Here is a 22,195-nt window from a genome sequence, read left to right as displayed (position 1 = left end):
GAGAAGAAAATGGCTTTATATGTAAACACAAATGTGTCATCGCTGAATGCTCAGCGTCAGTTAACAAGCAGCGGTAAAGTACTTGATACCGCTTATCAAAGATTGTCTTCAGGTCTTCGTATTAACAGTGCGGGTGACGATGCTGCTGGTCTACAAATTTCCAACCGATTAACCTCTCAGATTAACGGTTTGAATCAGTCTGTACGAAATGCAAGCGATGGTATTTCACTTGCTCAGACGGCAGAAGGTGCCTTAGAAGAAACGACAAATATGCTTCAACGTATGCGTACTTTGTCAATTCAGTCAGCAAACGGTTCGAACGCTGATGAAGACCGTATCGCACTTCAACAAGAAATGGGGCAACTAGCTCAAGAGATCAACCGAATTGCAGACATCACCACATTTGGTGGTCGAAGCCTGCTTGATGGGAGCTATCAAGGTATTTTCCAAGTGGGTGCTGATGCAAACCAAACCATTAGTTTTTCAATGGAGTTTGGTGGCATAAATAATTCTATTAACCTTGCAGGTAATGGTGGCTTTACTATTTCAGGTCTGACTTCTGGCGTTCCTTATGTAGAACCAGAAGAACCTAAAAAAGAACCTGTACAGATTATTCCTACTGAGGAAGGCGGTTTTGTTAATCAGTATGGTGACTCAATTAACGAACAAGGCCATTTAATCGATGAAAATGGTGAATTGATTAATGAAGAAGGTCAGCGTGTCAATGAAAATGACATTCTGATTAATGAAAATGGTGAGTTGGTTAACGAAGAAGGAAAACGAGTTAATGAGAGCAATGTTCTTATTGATGACCAGGACCGTCCGATTAACGCCAATGGTGTATTGATTGATGAGAATGGTACGCCAATTAATGAAGATGGCACGCCAAAAGAAGATGTTCTTAATGAAGACGGTACTATTCTAAAGGCGGATGGCACGACAGCACATCCGGATGGCAGTATTTCATTTCCTGATGGTCGTATTATTCATCCTGACGGATCCCTTGAGCAACCAGATGGGACTATTAATCATCCAGATGGATCTGTGACTCAGCCAGACGGAACGGTTATAGAGGCCGAGAAAAAATACGGCAAGCCATTGATTACTGCTGATACCGTTTCGATCACTGATGTCAAGAACTCGCAAAGTATGATTGCTATGCTGGATACCATGATTCAAGCGGTTGACTCTAAGCGAGCGGAATTAGGTGCGGTACAAAACCGTTTTAGTTCAACGGTGAATAACTTGTCTAGTATTTCTGAAAACGTTGCTGCTGCTCGCTCTCGTGTACGAGATGCCGATTACGCTGCTGAAACTGCTTCATTGACAAGTTCGCAAATCATCCAGCAAGCCAGTTCTACTATCTTGGCGCAAGCCAATCAAAGACCTCAAGCGGCTTTGGCTTTATTGGGAAATTAATACGCTAGACTTTGAGGCCTCTCTAATATGAGGCTTCAATTAAAGATTCGAGTTCTTCTCGGAATATAGGCTACTTCTCTCTCCTAGAGGTGCCTTTTCAGCCGGGTGATTTTTCACCCGGCTTTTTTTTGCCTAAATAATGAGTTTTATCGTGTTTTTAGCGGTTTTTTGAACAGGTAATTGTGTTTAAGGCTTATGCCAAAGACAGTCAAAGCGCCATTAGACTGACTTTGAGATTAGCTTTTGATAAGGCAGGGAATGATGTTGAAAAAGAGCTAATACATTCTTTTTTAGATGATTTTTCTGGTGTATTGAATATTTACGAAATGCTTGGTGGGGGATATCTGTATCCGAATAGAACCGCAAAGATTGTATGGGTTGGCAGCTATTTTTGTCGAGCGAGGTTTGCTTGTCTTTTTAAGGCGACTTCTTTTGGTATCTAGCTTCATGCCAAGCCTTGTCTGTTCTGGCTTTTATACTTTTAGCTGGTATTGCTTTGGGTCTCATCCTTCTGGTTTACACGACTGGAGGAGGGTTCTTAATGAATAGCGATGTCATAAGCGACGATGATTTGTTGCGACCTTCTGTCGTTCGGTATTTCTCTGGTTTTCTAGCTGGCCGGCAGTTACTTGTCTTTTTGAAGCGGAGTGTCGTGCCGCGTTCTTTCACGCTTGGTCTTTTTGGTCCTCATTTTCAGGCTCTTAGCTTGCGTCATGCTTGCTCGTATTTTTCTGATATGAATGGACGGAGGGTTCTGAATGAATAGCGATGTCATAAGCGACGATGATTTGTTGCGACCTTCTGTCGTTCGGTATTTCTCTGGTTTTCTAGCTGGCTGGCAGTTGCATGTCTTTTTGAAGCGGAGTGTCGTGCCGCGTTCTTTCACGCTTGGTCTTTTCTATTTGAGTTTTCAGGCTTTCAGCTTGCGTCGTGCTTGCTCGTATTTTTCTGATCCGAATGGACGGAGGGTTCTGAATGAATAGCGATGTCATAAGCGACAATAATTTGTTGCGACCTTCTGTCGTCCGGCATTTCTCTGGTTCTCTAACTGGGTGGCACTTGCTTGTCTTTTTGAAGCGGAGTGTCGTGCCGCGTTCTTTCACGCTTGGTCTTTTTGGTCCTCATTTTCAGGCTTTCAGCTTGCGTCATGCTTGCTCGTATTTTTCTGATACGAATGGACGGAGGGTTCTCAATGAATAGCGATGTCATAAGCGACGATGATTTGTTGCGACCTTCTGTCGTTCGGTATTTCTCTGGTTTTCTAACTGGCCGGCAGTTGCTTGTCTTTTTGAAGCGGAGTGTCGTGCCGCGTTCTTTCACGCTTGGTCTTTTCTATTTGAGTTTTCAGGCTTTCAGCTTGCGTCATGCTTGCTCGTATTTTTCTGATACGAATGGACGGAGGGTTCTGAATGAGTAGCGATGTCATAAGTGACAATAATTTGCTGCGACCTTCTGTCGTCCAGAATTCCAGTGACTTTCTAGTTGAACGGCGGCCGCTTGTGTTCTTAAAACGATGCTTTTACGCAAATTTTAAGGCGTTGTTTTTTTGTGCCTTCTCAATAAGAAAGGGTGGCCGAAAGTGGCAATAGGTAGTAAGTGATGGCGATGCTTTGCCACTTAGTACTGCAATACTTGTTTGGATGTGTTTTTTTGGGTTGTTTTTAGTGTTTGTAAGTTAAGTGAAAGATTTTTAAAGAGAAAAGGCGTTTTTTTTTAACTTTTTTAAAGGAAAAACGTTTTTTGTTTTAAAAAATAATTGTTTTTAAAACAATGAATTAGGCAGATTTGTGCCGCCTGATGGGTGTTTTTTTTCCGATGTTGGGAAAAAAATTTCCGAAATTGACTAAAGGTTTTCAAAACCTTGTCGAAAACCTTATACGAACTGCTTTTTTTGCAGGATTACATGAAACCTAGGAGGCTATAATGGCTTTATATGTAAATACGAATATTTCATCTTTAAGTGCGCAGCGTCAGCTGATGAATTCAGGGAAAACCTTAGATACGTCTTTCCAGCGTTTGTCTTCTGGTTTGCGTATTAACAGTGCAGCCGATGATGCTGCTGGCCTACAGGTTTCTAACCGTTTGACATCTCAGGTTAATGGTTTGAATCAGGCTGTTCGTAACGCCAATGACGGTATTTCTGTAGCGCAAACTGCGGAAGGTGCGTTGGACGAAACGACTAACATGTTGCAACGTATGCGTACTCTGTCTATTCAGTCTGCAAACGGATCAAACTCTGATGATGACCGTAAAGCGCTTCAGCAAGAAATCAGCGCCTTGTCTACTGAGATTGACCGTGTCGCTTCTGATACAACCTTCGGTGGACGTGCTTTGCTTGATGGCAGTTACAATGGTGTGTACCAAGTAGGTGCTGATGCGAATCAAACAATCAGTTTTGATTTGAGTAAAGGTGATAACCAAGATTATGCAAGCAATGGCGGCTTCACTATGGCGGGTCTGTCTTCTAATGCGGCTGAAGAAGCTAAGTACCAAGAAGATATTGCTGCATACAATGATTACTTTGTTCAGAAAGACGCTGCTAAAGCACAAGCTAGAGCAGAAGCAGAAGCTAATGGTGATGAATATGTAGACCCAGAAGCTGAAGCAATGGCGGCAGCAGAAGAAAATGGTGAAGTTTATGTAGATCCGAATGCACCTGCAGTGCCTCAGCCACCAGCAAGCAGAAGTAGCAGCTTTGGTGACACAGAGCAAGGTTTTGGTACTCCATCTGTTACGACTATGGCTAATGCACAAAGTATGATCAACATTGTTGATAATATGATTTCTGCTGTTGGTTCTAAACGTGCGGAATTGGGTGCAATTCAAAACCGTTTGGGTTCAAGCATTAGTAACTTAAGTAATATTCAAGAAAACGTATCGGCTGCACGTTCTCGTGTACGTGATGCTGACTTTGCTGAAGAAACTGCTAAACTAACAAGCTCTCAAATTCTTCAACAAGCAAGTTCATCTATCTTGGCGCAAGCAAATCAACGTCCACAAACTGCGTTGTCGCTTTTGGGCTAAAATTAGTGGTAACGGAAAGCTGGAGCCTTGTTCCAGCTTTTGTCTCATTTAGAGGACTAGTTATATGTCAATTAATTCTAGTGATTTTTCAAAGCAGTCTGTAGGAGTCGTTGCAACTAGACAAGATCAGCGCACAGGGGAGCAATTCAGAGCATTGCGTGAAGCAAATGCTAAAGCTATTCAAAATTCAGCCGATAGCAATAAAGCGGATAATAAGAACTCTAATAACCAGAGTTTTACTCATTCACCTAAAGTTGAACCTGAAAAAATTGAGAACGCAAATCGAAAAATGTCTCAATTAAATGTTCAATTGTCATTTGAAATGACGGAAGATCGCAGCAAAAGCATTGTAAAAGTGTTAGATCAGACAACGGGTGATGTGGTTCGCCAAATGCCGACGGAAGAGTTCCTTAAAATTTCGGAGCGAATTGATGCTATCATGAGTCAGCTAAGCGAAGTGAAAGGAACATTAGTTAATAGTGAAGTGTGACTTATCGTAAATGTAAGGTGTTTATACTAGGAGATTTTGTATGGCTATTGGCTCATTAGGTGCTGGATCCGGTATGGATCTTGAGTCTCTAGTAAGTAAGATGGTTAGTGCCAGAAGAGATACAAAAGTAAAATTATATGAAGATAAACTAGCTGGCTACGAAGCAGAGCTGTCTGCTCTTGGTTCAGTGGGTTCTGCGATAGATAATTTTAAAACCTTTGTAAAAAACTTAAACGATGATGAACTTTTTTCTGGTCGTAACGCGGTAGTTGAGCAAAAAAACGGCAAAGAATCTTTCACTGTTACTCCTGATAAAACGGCTTCCACAGATAAATACTCCATTCAAGTCAATCAATTGGCGAAAGGTAGCCGTCTAGTTTCCGATATAACGTCCTTTTCTTCTCGAGATGAGGTGGTTACTTCCTCTGGAGGTAAGCTCACATTAACAGCGGGCGATCAAAAACTTGAGCTTGATGTGAAGCCAAAAACGACATTATCTAAACTTCGTGAGCAGATAAATTCTGCAGGAAAAGATTTTGGTGTATCTGCGAACTTAGTTGATGATGGCGAAGGACATATGTTTTTTACCATTACATCAACCAAAACAGGTGCTGGAAATACACTCAAGATTGATAGTAGTAACCTTACTTTGGACAGTGCTGCACTGGGTGGTTTTTTCCCTGGTTTGAGCGTGCCAGAAGGTGGTGAAGCGCAAGATGCATTTATTACGGTTGATGGCATCTCTGTACGTAGTGACTCTAATGACTTTGATGACGCCATTGCGGGACTTTCTATAAAAGCATTAGACGTATCAAAAGAACCTGCCAAAGTTGAAGTGACCTACAATAAAGAAAAAGTCGAAGAAAATATTCAAGGCTTTGTTAATTCTTACAATGATCTAATTGCTGTTTTTAAGCAGAATACCGCCAAAGGTGCTGTGTTAAATGGCAATAGTATGATTCGAAACTTAAGTACCTCTTTGGCAGGTGACTTAATGTCTAACCACGCTGGTCCTGGCAGTCCTTTTACTTCTATCTTCGATGTTGGTGTTGAGCTTCTCGATAACGGAACACTTTCTTATGACGGTGACAAATTTAATCGTGCTGTAGAAACAGATTTCGACGGTGTGGCCTCTTTGTTTGTTGGAGATAATGGACTAGCAAAGTCTCTTGATAACTTGCTGGATAGTTATGCAGGCCCAAGAGGAATGAATAGTAGCCTAAAGGATTCTGTATCTAAGTCGATAAGTAGTACAGAAGAGTCACTTTCTGACTACGAAGCCCGCATGGAGAAGTATGAAGCATCTTTGCGCAGCAAGTTCACAAATTTGGATACGCAACTTGCGAACATGAATGCTCAAGGTGATTATCTCAACTCAATGCTGAATAAATTGTAATATGACGACGTTGTCGTTTTTGTAAATATAATGAGGTTGTTTTATGTACGGGAAAAAAGGGATTCAGGCCTATAAAAAGGACTCTATTAAATCCGACTTAGCCTCGGCAGATCCTCATAGAGTCATACAGTTATTAATGCAAGGTGCTTTAGAGCGTTTAGCATTAGGTAAAGGGTGTATTGAACGTGCGGATTGGGCTGGAAAAGGCGCTGCTTTTACTCGCGCAATTGAAATCATTAATGCACTAAGAGACGCATTAGACCGTGACGTTAATCCTGAGCTTGTTGATAATTTAGATGGTTTGTATGATTACATGATCATGCGTATCAATGAAGCCAGTGTGTCTAAAGATTGTGCTGTTATCGATCAAGTGATTGGTTTGATTTTACAGATCAAAGGCGCCTGGGATCAAATCACAGAGGCTGATAAGCAGCAAGCTTATAGTGGCGCAAGTGATGTCACAGCTGGGGCCGTTAATGCTTGATCTAGACCAGTTGACCTTGTTAACTGATGCGTTAGAAAAAGCAGTATCACTAGAAGATTTAGATGAAATTCAGCGTTTGTGTTCGGAACACAACGACTTTATTTTTTCTTTAGAGCCTGAAAAAAAAAATTCCTTAGCGAATGAGAAATTAAAAGCTTTTATCACAATACATCAATCAGCAACCCAGATAGTTAAAAATACTCACAAAGCAATGCAAGATCAGTTATTCCAATCCATCAAAGTTCGTAAGAGTGTTAGCAAATATAAAGGCGTGAAGCATGCAGAATGAAGACAGTGGCTCCAATATTAGGCATGCTGAGGAATTTCTCGCTACATTCAAAGAAGGTGTCGCAAGATTAAGAGAAAAAGACCAAGAGTTGACGGATCGTTATATTAAAAATATGACGACTTTTTCTCAGATCATGCCGCATATTTATGACGAGCTTAAGGGCTATAGTCCTAAAAAGCGTTATGTATACATGGAAGAATCGGGCGACATGAATGTCTTTAGAGAAGATATTGGCGTTCCTCTATTTTCAAAAGACCCTAGAGCTCAAGCTAAAGATAAGGTTGACTATGCGCTTTCTAAACCTGCTAAAACCATTCTTAATCTAGAACGCTCTGTTAATAATGAAAGCCGCCATGTTTTTTACAGCAACAAGATCCTCGATGAAGTCGAAGTTCAGTCTGTCGGTTTAACGCAACAAGACAAATGGCCTGAATTTGTCGGTGCGGCCATTGTTTTTGGTATAGAGTTTGGTTACCAACTGGAATTGCTGTTAAACAATAGAGAAATAAAACATCTGTATTTATACGAAAGTGACTTAGATTTTTTCCACTATTCTTTATACGCGATAGATTGGGCAGAGATACTAGAGAAATTTAATCGAGATGGCCGAACTGTCCATTTTTTCTTAGGTATTGAGCCTGATGAATTTACAGACATTTACCTTCTTCAGTTACAAGAGAACGGTTATTTCTTGGCTCCAGAAACCTATTTGTTCATGGGCTACAAAAGCCCAGAAAATAATAAAGCCTTAGACTATTTTAAAAAACATTATTCCCGCCAAGTCATGGGCTGGGGATTTTTTGACGATGCTTTAATTGGTATTGCACAAGGTTTAAGGTCACTTCCCAAGACGAAAGTTGCCCATTTTCAAGGGCGTGAGATATTGCCTAAATGGGTGACCAACGTTCCTGTTTTTATTCTGGGTAACGGCCCTTCACTTGATCAAGGGATTGAGTTGATCAAAGACATTCGTGGGCAAGTTCTGTTGATTTCATGTGGTTCGACCATTAACACGCTCAGTAAGCTAGGAATTGTTCCCGATATTCATGTTGATATTGAGCGGATGAAGCAGACGGTCGATAAATTTTTGTTTTTAGACAAAGATTATCTGAAAGGGATTTGGGGGCTTAGTGTTGATGTTATGCACCCTGAATATTTTGATTATTTTGATCGCTCCGGAATGGGCTTAAAGCCTGGTGAAGCAATAACCTCATTAATTTTGTCTCATGCGCGCGATCAAGGTGACGAGAAAAACTATGTGCAGTTAAATTACTGTAACCCTGTTGTTGCTAACTTAGCTTTGTCTTATGTGCATTTATTCGGCCTTAACAATGTGTATTTCTTAGGTGTTGATAATGGATTTAAAGACAAAAATACTCATCACTCTGTACACAGTGGTTATTATAAAGATGGCAAAGAAACAGGCTTTCAGACTTTCCACGAAGCAAAACTGGTAGAGCGAGAAGGTAACTTTGGCGGTACCGTTTATGCAACCGGCATAATGGACACCTCTAGGGTGCAACTTGAGTCACTTATACGTTCTTTGAAAAAACGCCGTAATTTTGAAAGCTTTAACTTGTCTGATGTGGCGAAAATTGAAGGTGTGACGCCTCTTTTAATTGAAGATGTTCTTATTACTGACCCTGAAATTGACCACAAAAAAGTCATCGATTTGTTAGAGAATGCTTTTTTTACTGAGCCACCTATGGCAGTTTTGCAACAAACATCAGACAGCTTAATTTCCATTGATGATTTTTTGAAAATTAGTAAAACCCTTCAAAGCGGTTGGGATGATACGATCAAAACACGGGAAGATGTTTGTAATTTACTTTGGTCCTATCATCGCGAAATTTACTTTTTACGAGGCAGTGTTTATCGACACATTCATGACCTATTGATTGGCTCTTTCACGTATTCCGCTTTCTTAATTGTGCAATTTCTATTTAAGTTTGAAAACGAAGCAGAAACCGTGGCTCGTGCCCGTCATTTATTTACGCCTTGGTGTGAATTTCTTGAAGAAATGCCAAGCATGCTCCAGCAAGCGTCAGAGTATGTGGATCAAGGTAATGATCACCTTATCACTTTTTATAATGGTTAATTATGTTCGAGCAAACGCCTTTTATTATTGCTGAGTTATCGGGTAACCATGACCAAGATTTTGAGCTCGCCAAAGCCATGATTCACTCAGCGGCAGACGCTGGCGTGGATGCGATTAAGCTGCAGACATACACGCCAGACACCATGACGTTAGACGTTCGCCATGGTGAATTTATGGTGTCGGAAAATGACAGTTTGTGGCGCGGTTCTAACCTTTATGATCTTTATAAAAAAGCCTCAACACCTTGGGAATGGCATAAGCCGCTGTTCGAGTTAGCCGAGTCTTTGGGCTTGGTGGCGTTTAGTTCGCCATTCGATTTAAGTGCTGTGGCGTTTTTAGAATCCATCGATGTGCCTTTGTATAAAGTCGCGTCCTTCGAGATGACAGATATTCCGTTGATTCAAGCGGTGGCGCGAACCGGTAAGCCGATCATTATGTCGACTGGCATGGCAAGCGAAGAAGAAATCTCCGAAGCTGTGGCGACCATTAGAGCCATTGGTGATAATCCGCTAACCCTGCTCAAATGTACCAGCACTTATCCTGCCAAAATAGAAGACTCTAACTTAGTTACCATGGCAGATTTGGCAGCGAAAACTGGCTGTCTTGTTGGGCTGTCTGATCATACTCAAGGCATTGGTGCGGCCGTGGCTGCAACCGCATTGGGTGCCACTGTGATTGAAAAACATTTTGTGTTGGATCGCAGTGCTGGTGGTGTGGACGCTGAGTTTTCAATGGAACCTGAAGAAATGAAAGCGCTGGTGGTTGCTTGTCGTGCGGCAAAAGCGGCATTGGGCACTGTCACTTATGGTGGTTCAGATGCCGAGCAAGCAGCGAAGAAATATCGTCGTTCTATTTATGTGACCGTAGATTTACCCGCTGGCACTATATTGACCGAAGAACACCTGAAAATCATTCGTCCGTCGTTTGGTCTTGCGCCTAAATATTGGCCGGACGTATTGGGTAAAACATTAGCGGTGGATGCGCAAAAAGGTCAGCCGCTGGCTTGGGATATGATGGCGTGAAACTCTTGGTACGAGCCGATGCTTCTGTCGAGATTGGCATGGGGCACAGAGTTCGCTGCCAAGCCTTGATTCATGCTTTCCAAGAATTAGGTTGGCAGTGTCAGTTTGTGGTGGATCGCCGTTATCAAGCCTTTGCTTCTCAGCAAGATTGCTTGATTGGCGGTGAGTCAGAAGAAGAATGCAAGTCTGAATTTTTAGCTTTGGCGAGACAAGCTGATCTAGTGGTATTAGATCACTATGGCTACAGTGCCGATGATATTGTTCAGCTTTATCAACATCAGCCGAATCTGTTGGTGTTGGACGATATGAACGATAGGGGCGAATTTCCCGCCAAATGGCTGCTCAATCCTTTGCAGCAAGATTATTCCAAGCAAATTGAATTCCCGTTGACGGGAAGTCGCTATGCGTTACTTAGACCTGTTTTCCAAAAGTTCCAATTAAGTCAAATTCCACCACAGAAACTACTTATCACACTTGGTGGAACGGATCCGCTTGCCTTAACCTTGCCTATTTTAAACGCTTTGTTGGCGTCAGGCTTTCCTGCGAAAGACATTCAAGTTTTATTAGGTGCTAATGCCAAAAATGCCGCTCAAGTGATCAACTCTTGTCGACACAATAGCATCGCTTTTGAACAAGGCTTGTCGGATGTCACGCCTTTGATGAAGCAAGCCAAGATGGCAGTTTCTGCCGCTGGTGGTACCTTGTTTGAGTTGGCTTGCATGGGCGTGCCGACTGTCTTTGCTCAAGTGGCGGATAATCAAACTCGCTCTTTAGAGCAACATGTTCCACTAGATTGGTGTCGCTCTGTTCGGTTTGATAATGTGCCGGAAGAAGTTTGGCAGCATCGAATTGAACAGTTGGTCGAAGAGGTGAATCTCCGCTGGTTAGATCTTGAGTGGCAAGAAAATGCTCGTAAAATGGCTCGTAGTTTGGTTGATGGTGACGGTGCGAATCGTGTAGCAGAAACCATTAACTCATATTTTTGAGCTTCATGATTTGCGTTAAGCGCAGCCAATCTTCTTCTGTGTCTAAATCCTGAATTCTATGTCTTGGTAACAATAAGGGTTTGGATTTTGGGCCAAATATTTCTTCATCAAACCAATCTTGAGTACTCGCCCAATAAAATTGCCCAGCATCGTGAATCGCTTCCACCAAATCTTGTGAACGCTTGCCAATATGTTCAGGAAACATAGGCGCTAATTCACCGTTTTCTTGGATGTGAAGGGCTCGCTGAATCGGGAAAGCGAATGTGGTGGCAGAAAAACAAAATACCGTGCTTTGGTCTTCTAGCTGTGTCAAACCTTGCTGTAAATCTTCTGGTGTTAACATTGGGCAAGTGGCATAAATCAAACAAGCTTGATTTGGCGTTTTGCCCTCATCAATTAAACGGCGTAACGCGTGTTGCATCACCGGAGTGGTTCCTGTCATGTGATCGGCCAAATCAGCTGGGCGAAAAAACGGCGTTTCTGCGCCAAATTGTCGTGCGATTTCTGCAATTTCCATGTCATCGGTAGACACAATTACGCGATCGAATAGGCCAGATGCAATCGCAGTTTCGATGGAATAAGCGATCAAAGGTTTACCATCTAGCAAGCGAATGTTTTTTCTAGGAATTCGCTGAGAGCCACCGCGGGCTGGAATCACTGCGACTCGATAAGGTTTGTCCAGTGTTGTACCTGTTGTCGTATTGGTGGTCATGTATTGAGTCATGCAAAGACGCCATGATCAGCGAGTGCTTGACTAAGAACGTTAACGACTCGATGTTGCTGTTCTTGCGTCAACCCGACAAATAAAGGCAAACTTAGAGTGCGTTGGTAATAATCCTCGGCAATGGGAAAATCGCCTTTTTTAAATCCTAACGCTTGATAATAAGGCTGAGTATGCACAGGAATATAGTGAATCTGTGTGCCGATATTAGCCTGGCGTAATGCATCAAAAATGGCTTTTCGTGATGCCTTATGATGTTTTGGCAGCAATATCGGGAAAAGATGCAGAGATGAATTCCTCCCATCCTTCTGAAACGGCAAGGTAATAGGAAGGTCTTTTAGAAGGTCGTTGTATCGTGCGAATTGCTGATGGCGCTCAGTAATGAAATCGTCTAATCGCGATAGCTGTGATAAGCCCAATGCAGCCTGTAACTCTGTCATGCGATAGTTGAAGCCCAGTGTATGCTGTTCGTAATACCAATCGCCCGGTATTTGAGTTAACTCATCAGGTGACTTTGTTATGCCTTGCTGAGAATGTGTTTTCATGTGTTTAGCCAGTTGTTCATCGTTGGTGATCGCCATGCCACCTTCGGCAGAGGTGATTATTTTGACTGGATGAAAACTGAAAACACAGATATCACTGAATGTGCCGCAGCCAACATGATTACCTTGATATTTTGCGCCAGTAGCATGGGAAGCGTCTTCAATAATACGAAAGCCGTATTCTTTTGATAGCCGATAAATGGCTTCCATGTCGCAGGATTGACCTGCAAAATGCACTGGAATAACCACGTTTGGTAAGGTTCTGCTTTGCTTGGCTTTATAAAGCTTTTCGGCTAGTTTTTCTGGGCACATATTGTAGGTTCGTGGATCAATATCCACAAAATCGACATCAGCACCACAGTATCGCGCGCAATTAGCGGAAGCTATATAGGTAATGGGCGATGTCCAAACCCTGTCGCTTTCTCCGACACCTAAAGCCAAACAAGCAAGGTGTAACGCTGACGTTGCATTATTTGCCGCAACGGCATAGCGTGAGTTTACCTTTTTCGCAATTGCTTGCTCAAAGGCCGTGACGCTTGGTCCTTGTGTTAAGAAATCGGACTTTAATGCAGCAACAACCGCGTTGATATCATCTTCGCTAATAGATTGGTGGCCATAAGGAATAAAGTCAATGTGTGTCATCTAAAGTTAAAACCCCCTCTACCGCACTCGGCACGTGTGCTGCGACTAGATTGTTATTCATGAAACCAAATAATGAATGTTGAGTAAGCTCTGTGAGCATCGTTGTTGTACAAACAGTCTTTTTATTTTATCGACCACTTTAGGTGAAACATGAATGAAATCAAGGATCTATTCTAAATGGTAAATATGGACTCTTGAAGGCCCAATTTATTGGCTTTGTCGTGCTATGCAATCGGCGATGTGATCATTTACCATGCCTGTTGCTTGCATAAACGCATAACAGGTCGTCGCCCCTAAAAATTTAAAGCCTCTTTTCTTTAAGTCTTTGGCGAAACGAGTTGATAACTCTGTCACAGCAGGCGCTTCTGTGTGGCTATTAATTGGGTTATCAATGATTTTATTATCGCTAAATGCCCAGTAATATTGGCTAAATGAGCCAAACTCGTCGGCAATTTTCAAAAAGGCTTTAGCGTTATTAATAGTGGCTTCTATTTTTGCGCGATGACGGACGATGCGTTCATCGACGAGTAACCGTTCAACGTCAGCTTCGGTCATGTTAGCGACCTTTATAGGATCAAAACCATGAAAAAGTGCTCGATAACCTTCCCGTTTTCGTAAAATAGTAATCCAGCTTAGACCTGCTTGAGCACTTTCTAGTACAATGCATTCAAATAAAGCTTGGTCGTCATAAATAGGGATTCCCCATCCTGTATCATGATAATGAATGTATTCGGGAGATCCTAAACACCAAGCGCAACGTATATTTTCCATTGACGACACTCCAAATTTGTAATCACGACTTTTGTTATAATGGCTGTTGTAACAGTGACAGCCAGAGTCGCGAATTAATCATATCAGACATTATTTCAAATAGTGGCCTGTTTAGGATGAGATAATATGAAGTTTAAACCGACGTACAGCCAAAAAGATGTTGAAGTGTTAGCAGATGAATGCCTTTATAAAGGTTTTTTCGAGATGCGTAAACTGACTTTGAAGCATAAGAAGTTTAACGGCGAATGGAGTCAACCTATGACTCGAGAAATGATGGTGCGCAGTGATGCTGTTTGCGTATTGTTGTTTGATCCATTAGCAGACAAGATTTTATTGATAGAACAGTTTCGTCCCGCTGTACTTAAAAGTGAATCACCTTGGTTGCTGGAGTTAGTCGCCGGTATGGTAGAAGAAGGCGAAAGTGATGAAGATGTGGCACGTCGGGAATCACTAGAAGAAGCGGGTGTGGCGGTAAAGCGCCTTGAATATATGTTTAAATTTGCGCCTTCGCCGGGTGGATTGGTTGAGTATATTCGTATGTATGCTGGTGAGTTTGATTCTAGTCTAGTCGACACGACAAAAGTTCACGGCCTAGATAGTGAGAATGAAGACATAAAATTGCACCTAATGTCTTCGGATGACGCCATTGCCTTGTTAAAACATGATATTGAAAACGCCAGTACGATTATGGGCGTGCAATGGTTTGCGTTAAACAAAAGTGATCTGCTAACTCGTTGGTGTGCTTAAGTTTATGAAGTTGGACACTGCTGTTTTTACTAATAAGAAAACATTATTTCAGCCGATGATTGGGCTTATCTCTTTTGTCTTTATGTGTGGCAACGTACTTTTTTGGACCTTGTTGGTTCATCTTGTCGCGCCTTTATTGTTGTTAAAAAATACCCGTTACGAAGATTTTGCAGAGCGCTGTTTTAATCGTTTGTATGATGGCTGGGTGGCTTCTTGTGACTGGTGGTTTCAAAACATCTTAGGTGTAAGGTGGGAACTTGATGACACCATGAAAGCAGATTTTGATCATTGGCATCTGATTATTGCAAATCATAGATCTTGGGTCGATGTATTCGTTATTTTTGCCCAGCTCAAAGGTCGACGTCCTTTGCCAAGAGTGTTTATGAAGCAAGCTCTGATCTGGTTACCGTTTGTTGGGTCGGCCGCTTACATCATGGGGTTTCCTTTTATGAAACGCTATACTAAAGGGCAAATTCAAAAGCATCCCAAATTAGCAGGAAAAGATTTAGCCACGACAAAGCGCTCTTGTGTGCGTCTGCTGGAACGGCCAAACTCCATTATGAGTTTTGTGGAAGGCACGCGCTTTACCAAGGCGAAACATCAACAACAGGCATCGCCTTATCATTGTTTACTTAAACCAAAGGCGGGTGGTATCAGTTTTATATTGCAAACCATGCCGCAGACCATTAAAAGCATTACTGATATCAATGTTTTGTATGAACAAAAGACCGTAACCGGTTGGGATTTGCTTTGTGGGCGAATTGGAAAAGTTAAGGTCATGGTGCGAGAAGTTGCCATACCAAAAACGATGTTAACGCCAGAATATCAAGCCGCAGGCAGCGATAGAGAGCACTTTTTTACTTGGTTTAATCTATACTGGCACGATAAAGATACACGCATGAACCATCAACTCGTCGCCTTAAGAGAGGCTTCAGTTGATGGTTCAGAACAAGATTTTTCAAAAGGAAACACGTCACAAGAATGACAGATACTATGAAAACACAGAAGACATCGAAGCAATATGTGCCAGATTTAGTGAGTTTGCAGCTGCTCGGCGAGTTGAATTATCGCCGACTCGGTAAGCTTATGCGCGGTCAAGAAGAGATGGATTCTTGGAATTTTTCCGTTCATAGTGCGGGTGATCAAGAGAGCCGTTTGCGGCTGACACTTGGCAAAGAAAGTCGCTTTACCTCTGACATTGCATTAGAGTTTGGCCCTGAAATTCCTAAGAAACTGCTATTCAAGACGACGCTATCCATGACGGTGCGCTTATATCATGACGTCGGCATTGCTGAAATCACCGATGGTCATAGACAATACAGCGGCGCATACCCTTACCCGAATGACGCCATGCTGCATCGAGACGAGAAATTTCGTTTAAACCAGCAACTGGCTGATTTGTTAGAGCTGTGTTTGAAGCATGGCCATAGGCTGAATAATACTCTGTCTTTTCAGTTTGCATGATCCTGACTTTTGCCTGCATAGCTTAACCTAAGTAAAGAGACGCGATCCTTTGACAACTTTATTGTATATCCATGGTTTTAACAGCTCTGAACGTTCCCATAAAGCGACGGTGTTAGGTGAGGCAGCCGAAAAAATAGGCTTGCATGATGCAGTGATTTCGCCACGTTTGTCTTGGCAGCCAGCGCAAGCTATTAAACAGTTGGAAGCGATAATTGAAGCCAACCAACAGCAAGGCATTACATTAATTGGTAGTTCTCTTGGAGGATTTTATGCGGCGTATCTCGCTGAAAAGTACCGTTTGAAGGCTATTTTGGTGAATCCTGCGGTACAAGCTCCCGTATTGCTACAAGACTTTCTTGGCCCGCAATTTAACCCTTATACCAATGAAGAATACGAGTTAACCCAAGCACATATGCTAGAACTTGAGCAATTAGTCGTGACAGAACCGACAGCCGATTTATACTGGCTAATGATTCAAGAAGGCGATGAAGTGTTGGACTATAAAGAAGCGCTTAAAGCTTTTCCCAAAACAGCAAGACTGACTCATGAAGAAAAAGGCGACCACAGTTTTACTGAATTTGAACGGTTTTCCGCAGAAATTCTTCGTTTTGCTGAAATATTAACCGAGTAAACTACTGCTTTTGTTGGACTATTTCACACTAAGTAAAACCAGTGATAGACTCTAGCCAATCTAATTTACACTTGCATGTAATACAGTGTTTGAATCCTGTATTTCACGATCAACTTGGAAGTAAAAACACGCATGTCTGCAAAAGAATATAACGCCGGATCGATAGAAGTTCTTAGTGGCTTAGAACCTGTACAAAAACGCCCTGGAATGTATACGGACACCTCACGGCCAAACCATCTAGCGCAAGAAGTCATCGATAACTCAGTCGATGAGGCCTTGGCTAATCATGCGGATCGTATTGAAGTTATCTTATACAAAGACGGTTCATTGAGCGTAGAGGACAACGGCCGAGGCATGCCAGTGGATATTCACCCAGAAGAGGGAATATCAGGTGTTGAGTTAATCCTGACCAAGCTTCACGCTGGTGGTAAATTCTCTGGTGATAACTACCAGTTTTCTGGTGGTTTGCACGGTGTGGGTGTATCGGTCGTTAATGCCTTGTCTACTTCGTTGGAAGTCTGGGTAAGACGTAATGGTATTCAGTATCACATTGGTTTTGAACACGGTTTTAAAACCTCAGAACTGAAAGAAGTCGGTACCGTTGGCAAAAAAAATACCGGTACGAAAGTAAAATTCACTGCGGACACAAAATATTTCGACAGCCCTAAATTTTCTCTGTCGCGTCTAAAGCATCTTCTCAAAGCTAAAGCGGTGCTTTGTTCTGGCCTTCATGTTGTCTTTATTGATCAAAGTGGTAGCGAAGAAGCACGTGAAGAATGGTTTTTCCAAGATGGTTTAAAAGACTACTTAGCGCAGGCCAATGATGGTTTTGTACTATTACCGGATGAACCTTTTATTGGCGGTTTGACGGAAAAAACGCAAGGGGTCGATTGGGCCGTGCAGTGGTTGCCTGAAGGCGGTGAGTTGGTAACGGAAAGTTATGTCAACTTGATCCCAACAGCGCAAGGCGGTACGCATGTCAATGGTTTGCGAACAGGCTTATTAGAGGCCATTCGAGAGTTTTGTGACTTCCACAACATCTTGCCCCGCGGCGTTAAGCTAACCGCAGAAGATGTGTGGGATCGTTGCAGCTACGTGTTGTCGGCCAAGATTCAAGAGCCACAATTCTCAGGCCAAACCAAAGAGCGTTTGTCTTCTCGTCAAATCGTTGCCTTTATTTCAGCAACAGTTAAAGATTCCTTTAGTCTTTGGTTGAACAAACACGTTGAAGACGGTAAAAAAATTGCTGACATCGTGATTAATAGCGCGCAAAAACGCTTAAAAGACAGTAAAAAAGTCGTGCGCAAACGAGTGACTCAAGGTCCAGCATTGCCGGGTAAATTAGCGGATTGTTCTGGGCAAGATTCCTCTCGAAGCGAGCTTTTCCTCGTGGAAGGGGACTCTGCAGGTGGTTCTGCGAAGCAAGCCCGCGAGAAAGACTTTCAAGCTATTTTGCCGCTGCGAGGTAAGATATTAAACACGTGGGAAGTAGACTCCAACCAAGTGCTTGGCTCTCAGGAGATTCATGATATTTCCGTGGCGCTTGGTGTTGATCCGGGTGACGATGATTTGAGTGGCTTACGTTATGGCAAGGTTTGCATCTTGGCCGATGCTGACTCGGATGGTTTGCACATCGCAACGTTGATATGTGCCTTGTTTGTGCGTCATTTTCCGGCCTTGGTAAACAGCGGACATGTCTTTGTTGCCATGCCGCCTTTGTACCGAATTGATATCGGTAAAGAAGTTTACTACGCCCTAGATGACGAAGAAAAAGACATTACCCTGCACAAGATTGCTGCTGAAAACAAACGTGGTACGCCAAACGTACAGCGATTCAAAGGCTTGGGTGAGATGAACCCATCACAACTACGTGAAACCACTATGGCGCCAGATACTCGCCGTTTAATCCAGCTCACCATGGAAGACAAGCCGGATACTAATGAGCTTCTAGACAAACTGCTGTCGAAAAAACGCGCAGGGGATCGTAAAAGCTGGCTAGAAACCTATGGCAACTTGGCGATTATTGATTAAAAATCAATGCTTTATCAATTTTGCCAAGGCAAGCTAAAATATATGTATAGCTCAACTAAATGGAAACGAATGAATGTCTGAAGAAAAAGACGATGATGTCATCAGCGAAGAAGTTCTTTACGAAAAGATAGATCACTATTTATTAACGTTCGGGACAGATCGTTCACTGATGTGTGTGTCGGAGTTAGATGGCTTTTTAACGGCGTTAGGTTGTTCTGTGCAAGAGTTAGAGCCAGATATTTGGTTGAATGCCATTTGGGGCGCAGACGAAGATCAGCCTGTTTGGGAATCAACCGAACAAGAAGATGAGTTCCTGAGCCTAGTGCTTATCATGTATATGGAAACCATGAACAGCTTATTGTTTGGGGATTTTTATCCTGTTTACCTTGAGCAAGAAGTCGATGGCGAATACAGCATATTGGTTGAAGAATGGTGTGTCGGCTTTATTCGCGGTGCCAAGCTGATTGGTTTAGGAATCGGCGGAGATCGAGAGTTTTTCGACGAAGTTTTAGCGCCAGTGCGTTTATTTGGTACGGAGGCGGGTTGGGAAAAGCTTGAAAGCATGGTAGCTGCAGAGGTGACTTTCTGGCGAGAAACCTTAGAGCCATCAATATTACGCTTGGTGAAGCATTATCACCCTGAAATGCAAGCGGGTGTAAAAAACAAAGAAACTCGCGTATTGCATTAGTTTTTATTACTTATAGCAATTGCTTTATAGGCCAGTTGCTTATAAAAGCGGACATAAAAAAACCGTGATCTAATCAGATCACGGTTTTTTCGTTTTTAGCGCTTTGCTTTCAAAAACAGTGTTTTTTTAAAGAGTGATCTTTAAAAAATTAACCCACAACTTTCGCGATGCTTTCGCACAAGTAGTCGATGTTGTTATCGCTCACGCCAGCAATGCTCATGCGGCCAGTGTCGGCAATGTAAATCGCGTATTCGCTGCGTAATGTATGAACTTGCTCTAACGTTAAGCCAGAGTAAGAGAACATGCCGCGCTGATCTTTAATGAAACTAAAGTCTTTGCTTACGCCAGATGCAGCCAATTTAGCAACGAGCTTTTCACGCAAACCGTTAATACGATCACGCATCGCGGCCACTTCTAGTTCCCATTCTGCTTTTAGTTCTGGGTTGCTCATAATGGTATAAACTACCGCGGCACCATGTGCTGGTGGCATAGAGTAGTTGGCACGAATCGCTTGGCCAATAATAGAAAATGCGGCCGTTGCTTCATCTGCAGATGCAGCAATAACACTCAAACCACCACAACGTTCACGGTAAATACCGAAGTTTTTCGAGAAAGAATTCGCGATCAACATATCTTGAACATTAGCGGCCATATAGCGCAAGCCAGCCAAGTCTTCATCTAAACCGTCACCAAAACCTTGGTATGCCGCATCAACCAATGGCAACAAGCCACGTTTGTTAACAAAATCGGTTAGTACTTTCCAGTGATCGAATTGTAAATCGATACCTGTTGGGTTGTGGCAGCAAGCATGAAGCAACAATACATCGCCTTCTTTCACTTCAGCTTCTAGCTTCGCCATCATGTCGTCAAAACGTAGGCCGTTTGTTGCTGGATCGTAGTAAGGGTAGTCTTTTACTTCTACGCCTGCTGAATCAAAAATAGACTTATGGTTACCCCAAGTCGGGTCACTTACCCAAAGGCGAGCATCTTTTAAGTTTGCGCTGATAAAATCTGCTGCCACTTTTAATGCGCCTGTACCGCCAGGTGTTTGTGTGGAACGAATACGACCAGAAGTGATCAGCTCATTGCCTTCGCCCAACACCAAGTCTTTGATAATGGCTTCAAACTCACTCGCGCCGTAAATACCTAAATAACTTTTAGAGTCTTCTTGTTCAAGCAAAATGGATTCGGCTTTTTTTACTGTATTTAAAATCGGCGTATGGCCATTATCGTCTTTATAGACACCCACACCCAAATCAATTTTTTTTGGGTTTGTGTCATTTTTATGGGCAATGATCAGAGCTAAAAGAGGGTCGCCAGAAACGGCTTTAAGATGCTTGAACATGATAGTTACGAGGTCCTTATTTTATGTCACAGGAAAATCTCTGTGAGTATAATCTCTGCTTGAATAGCCTCTTCATTTTGCCGTTTTTATGACAAAATACAATGCAAGCGAGAGGGAAATTTCCTCAATACTGTAAAGAAAAAAAGACACCTAGTTTTTCCTTCCTAGCGAGCCAGTTTATGACCACTTTTCAACAGCGTTTTCAATCACTTGATACTTGGTTAAAAATGCATACTCAACTCTGGCAATTCGATACCTTTGCTCGGCTTGATAACCCTTGGAAAAGCGCCTATCCAGAGTTGGCAGAGCTCTTGGAACGAGAAAACCTAGAAATAGAAAATGAGACTTTCTATAGGGAGGTTTTTCGACTCTGCCCAGACCTAAAAACCGCGCTTAATTTCTCAAAGCCTGATTTAATTGATCAATCGGCGCAGCGAACACTTACTAACGATGTGCCAAGTTATGTTTCAGCAGGAATAAAGGGCCGTAAATGGTCACAAATTCAAGCCTTCGTTGCTCGTACGCCAAAAGCCAATAACTATGTAGAATGGTGCGCAGGAAAAGGTCACTTGGGCAAATTATTAGCCTTTCAAGACAACAAGCCAGTTCACAGCCTAGAATGGCAAAAAACACTGTGTGAAGCGGGAGAGCAAGAAGCTAAGCGGTTAAAAATTCCGCAATCCTTCACTCATGCCGATGTACTAAAAGGAGAAGGGCGACCCTCGTTAGCAAACGCTCACTGTGCCGTCGCGCTCCATGCATGTGGAGATTTACATCGTGAACTGATCGAGCAGGTCATTGCCGCCAACACTGCCATGCTATGTATTTCCCCTTGCTGTTATCACCTGACGCAAACAAGTCACTATCAGCCGTTATCGCAAACCGCCCAACATTCCACACTTATTCTGCGCCAAGCCGACCTTAAACTTGCCGTCAAAGAAGTCGCCACCGCCGGCGCCCGTGAGCAACGCCTCAAACAGCTCGAACTAACTTATCGACTCGGCTTTGATGCTTGGCAACGAACCGCCCGTCAGCAAGATGACTACCTTCCAGTTCCTTCTATTCAAAAAGCACTACTTAACCAAGGCTTCGTTGCTTTTTGCCACTGGGCCGCTGAGCAAAAAGACCTAACCGACTTAATATCCAAAACCCCTTTTGAAGACTTTGAAGCCATCGGCCAAACTCGTTATCAACAAATACAAAAACTCGAAGCCATCAGCCAACTGTTTCGTCCCGCCCTCGAACATTGGCTCGTCCTCGACCGCGCCATGTACCTAGAAGAAAACGGCTACCAAGTCGACATCGGTGCATTTTGTGAAAAAAGCCTTACGCCGAGAAACTGGATGATAAGGGCTACGCGGACGTAAGAGGCTTTTGTGATAATATGGCGGGTAGTGTTTAGCGA

At 42.7% G+C, this 22,195-nt stretch carries 23 protein-coding genes and 2 pseudogenes; 21 read left to right on the top strand and 4 right to left on the bottom strand.

Going from position 1 to position 22,195, the window contains the following annotated elements; all coding sequences use genetic code 11:
• Nucleotides 1–9: 9 nt before the first annotated feature.
• The 14 genes and pseudogenes from ACO05V_RS19505 to pseG all read left to right on the top strand — a co-directional run.
• Nucleotides 10–490: pseudogene (locus tag ACO05V_RS19505) on the top strand (flagellin); the annotation flags it as partial.
• A 653-nt stretch (nt 491–1,143) separates the two neighbouring features.
• Nucleotides 1,144–1,419, top strand: a pseudogene (locus ACO05V_RS19500) (flagellin); the annotation flags it as partial.
• A gap of 182 nt (nt 1,420–1,601) precedes the next feature.
• Nucleotides 1,602–1,862: a hypothetical protein gene (locus tag ACO05V_RS19495; RefSeq protein ID WP_421855598.1), complete on the top strand. Its 261-nt coding sequence runs from the start codon at nt 1,602–1,604 to the stop codon at nt 1,860–1,862.
• Between the two features lie 98 nt (nt 1,863–1,960).
• On the top strand, nt 1,961–2,185 hold the full coding sequence (locus tag ACO05V_RS19490) for a hypothetical protein (RefSeq protein ID WP_421855595.1): 225 nt from the start codon (nt 1,961–1,963) through the stop codon (nt 2,183–2,185).
• Nucleotides 2,178–2,402: a hypothetical protein gene (locus ACO05V_RS19485; RefSeq protein WP_421855592.1), complete on the top strand. Its 225-nt coding sequence runs from the start codon at nt 2,178–2,180 to the stop codon at nt 2,400–2,402. The genes ACO05V_RS19490 and ACO05V_RS19485 overlap by 8 nt, the downstream gene beginning before the upstream one ends.
• 209 nt (nt 2,403–2,611) lie before the next feature.
• Nucleotides 2,612–2,836, top strand: coding sequence for a hypothetical protein (locus ACO05V_RS19480; RefSeq protein ID WP_421855589.1), 225 nt, complete (start codon nt 2,612–2,614; stop codon nt 2,834–2,836).
• A gap of 506 nt (nt 2,837–3,342) precedes the next feature.
• Nucleotides 3,343–4,443: a flagellin gene (locus tag ACO05V_RS19475; protein WP_421855586.1), complete on the top strand. Its 1,101-nt coding sequence runs from the start codon at nt 3,343–3,345 to the stop codon at nt 4,441–4,443.
• Between the two features lie 64 nt (nt 4,444–4,507).
• Nucleotides 4,508–4,933 carry a flagellar protein FlaG gene (locus tag ACO05V_RS19470; RefSeq protein ID WP_421855583.1) on the top strand — a complete coding sequence of 142 codons (426 nt, stop codon included), beginning with the start codon at nt 4,508–4,510 and terminating at the stop codon, nt 4,931–4,933.
• 40 nt (nt 4,934–4,973) lie between these two features.
• Nucleotides 4,974–6,329: a flagellar filament capping protein FliD gene (gene fliD, locus ACO05V_RS19465; RefSeq protein ID WP_421855580.1), complete on the top strand. Its 1,356-nt coding sequence runs from the start codon at nt 4,974–4,976 to the stop codon at nt 6,327–6,329.
• 43 nt (nt 6,330–6,372) lie between these two features.
• On the top strand, nt 6,373–6,813 hold the full coding sequence (fliS, locus tag ACO05V_RS19460; RefSeq protein ID WP_421855576.1) for a flagellar export chaperone FliS: 441 nt from the start codon (nt 6,373–6,375) through the stop codon (nt 6,811–6,813).
• The gene (locus tag ACO05V_RS19455; RefSeq protein WP_421855573.1) at nt 6,806–7,102 is read left to right on the top strand and encodes a hypothetical protein; all 297 of its coding nucleotides are present in this window, start codon (nt 6,806–6,808) and stop codon (nt 7,100–7,102) included. Before fliS ends, ACO05V_RS19455 begins: the two co-directional genes overlap by 8 nt.
• Nucleotides 7,092–9,200, top strand: coding sequence for a 6-hydroxymethylpterin diphosphokinase MptE-like protein (locus ACO05V_RS19450; RefSeq protein ID WP_421855570.1), 2,109 nt, complete (start codon nt 7,092–7,094; stop codon nt 9,198–9,200). The genes ACO05V_RS19455 and ACO05V_RS19450 overlap by 11 nt, the downstream gene beginning before the upstream one ends.
• Before the next feature lie 2 nt (nt 9,201–9,202).
• Nucleotides 9,203–10,222, top strand: a complete 1,020-nt coding sequence (pseI, locus tag ACO05V_RS19445) for a pseudaminic acid synthase (protein WP_421855567.1) — start codon at nt 9,203–9,205, stop codon at nt 10,220–10,222.
• Nucleotides 10,219–11,208: a UDP-2,4-diacetamido-2,4,6-trideoxy-beta-L-altropyranose hydrolase gene (pseG, locus tag ACO05V_RS19440; protein WP_421855564.1), complete on the top strand. Its 990-nt coding sequence runs from the start codon at nt 10,219–10,221 to the stop codon at nt 11,206–11,208. Before pseI ends, pseG begins: the two co-directional genes overlap by 4 nt.
• Here the strand turns inward: pseG and pseF are convergent.
• From pseF to ACO05V_RS19425, 3 genes are all read right to left on the bottom strand, one after another.
• Entirely contained in the window at nt 11,192–11,932 is a 741-nt protein-coding gene (gene pseF, locus ACO05V_RS19435; RefSeq protein ID WP_421855561.1) for a pseudaminic acid cytidylyltransferase, read from the bottom strand. The two genes, pseG and pseF, sit on opposite strands and share 17 nt — an antisense overlap.
• Entirely contained in the window at nt 11,929–13,113 is a 1,185-nt protein-coding gene (gene pseC / locus ACO05V_RS19430) for a UDP-4-amino-4,6-dideoxy-N-acetyl-beta-L-altrosamine transaminase (RefSeq protein WP_421855558.1), read from the bottom strand. The genes pseF and pseC overlap by 4 nt, the downstream gene beginning before the upstream one ends.
• A gap of 207 nt (nt 13,114–13,320) precedes the next feature.
• Nucleotides 13,321–13,884 (bottom strand): DNA-3-methyladenine glycosylase I, encoded by a 564-nt coding sequence (locus ACO05V_RS19425; protein ID WP_421855555.1) that lies wholly within the window; start codon nt 13,882–13,884, stop codon nt 13,321–13,323.
• Nucleotides 13,885–14,010: 126 nt separating this feature from the next.
• On the opposite strand from ACO05V_RS19425, the gene ACO05V_RS19420 reads away from it, so the two are divergent.
• The 6 genes from ACO05V_RS19420 to ACO05V_RS19395 all read left to right on the top strand — a co-directional run bounded on the left by ACO05V_RS19420 (nt 14,011) and on the right by ACO05V_RS19395 (nt 19,445).
• Entirely contained in the window at nt 14,011–14,631 is a 621-nt protein-coding gene (locus ACO05V_RS19420; protein WP_421855552.1) for an NUDIX domain-containing protein, read from the top strand.
• Nucleotides 14,632–14,635: 4 nt separating this feature from the next.
• The gene (locus ACO05V_RS19415) at nt 14,636–15,616 is read left to right on the top strand and encodes an acetyltransferase (protein ID WP_421855549.1); all 981 of its coding nucleotides are present in this window, start codon (nt 14,636–14,638) and stop codon (nt 15,614–15,616) included.
• The gene (locus ACO05V_RS19410; protein WP_421855546.1) at nt 15,613–16,095 is read left to right on the top strand and encodes a DUF1249 domain-containing protein; all 483 of its coding nucleotides are present in this window, start codon (nt 15,613–15,615) and stop codon (nt 16,093–16,095) included. The genes ACO05V_RS19415 and ACO05V_RS19410 overlap by 4 nt, the downstream gene beginning before the upstream one ends.
• Before the next feature lie 49 nt (nt 16,096–16,144).
• Complete coding sequence (locus ACO05V_RS19405) at nt 16,145–16,726, top strand: YqiA/YcfP family alpha/beta fold hydrolase (RefSeq protein ID WP_421855543.1); 582 nt, start codon at nt 16,145–16,147, stop codon at nt 16,724–16,726.
• Nucleotides 16,727–16,858: 132 nt separating this feature from the next.
• Nucleotides 16,859–18,757 carry a DNA topoisomerase IV subunit B gene (gene parE, locus ACO05V_RS19400; protein WP_421855540.1) on the top strand — a complete coding sequence of 633 codons (1,899 nt, stop codon included), beginning with the start codon at nt 16,859–16,861 and terminating at the stop codon, nt 18,755–18,757.
• Between the two features lie 73 nt (nt 18,758–18,830).
• Nucleotides 18,831–19,445, top strand: coding sequence for a UPF0149 family protein (locus ACO05V_RS19395; RefSeq protein WP_421855537.1), 615 nt, complete (start codon nt 18,831–18,833; stop codon nt 19,443–19,445).
• Between the two features lie 148 nt (nt 19,446–19,593).
• Here the strand turns inward: ACO05V_RS19395 and ACO05V_RS19390 are convergent, their stop codons facing one another.
• Nucleotides 19,594–20,790, bottom strand: coding sequence for an aromatic amino acid transaminase (locus ACO05V_RS19390; RefSeq protein WP_421855534.1), 1,197 nt, complete (start codon nt 20,788–20,790; stop codon nt 19,594–19,596).
• Nucleotides 20,791–20,969: 179 nt separating this feature from the next.
• On the opposite strand from ACO05V_RS19390, the gene ACO05V_RS19385 reads away from it, so the two are divergent.
• Nucleotides 20,970–22,157: a methyltransferase gene (locus tag ACO05V_RS19385; RefSeq protein ID WP_421855531.1), complete on the top strand. Its 1,188-nt coding sequence runs from the start codon at nt 20,970–20,972 to the stop codon at nt 22,155–22,157.
• The last annotated feature ends 38 nt before the right edge of the window (nt 22,158–22,195 follow it).

This window comes from Marinomonas sp., assembly GCF_965225885.1.
GTDB lineage: Bacteria > Pseudomonadota > Gammaproteobacteria > Pseudomonadales > Marinomonadaceae > Marinomonas.
The sequence above is the reverse complement of the archived record's forward strand: the minus strand, read 5'-3'. Positions and strand labels throughout refer to the sequence as shown.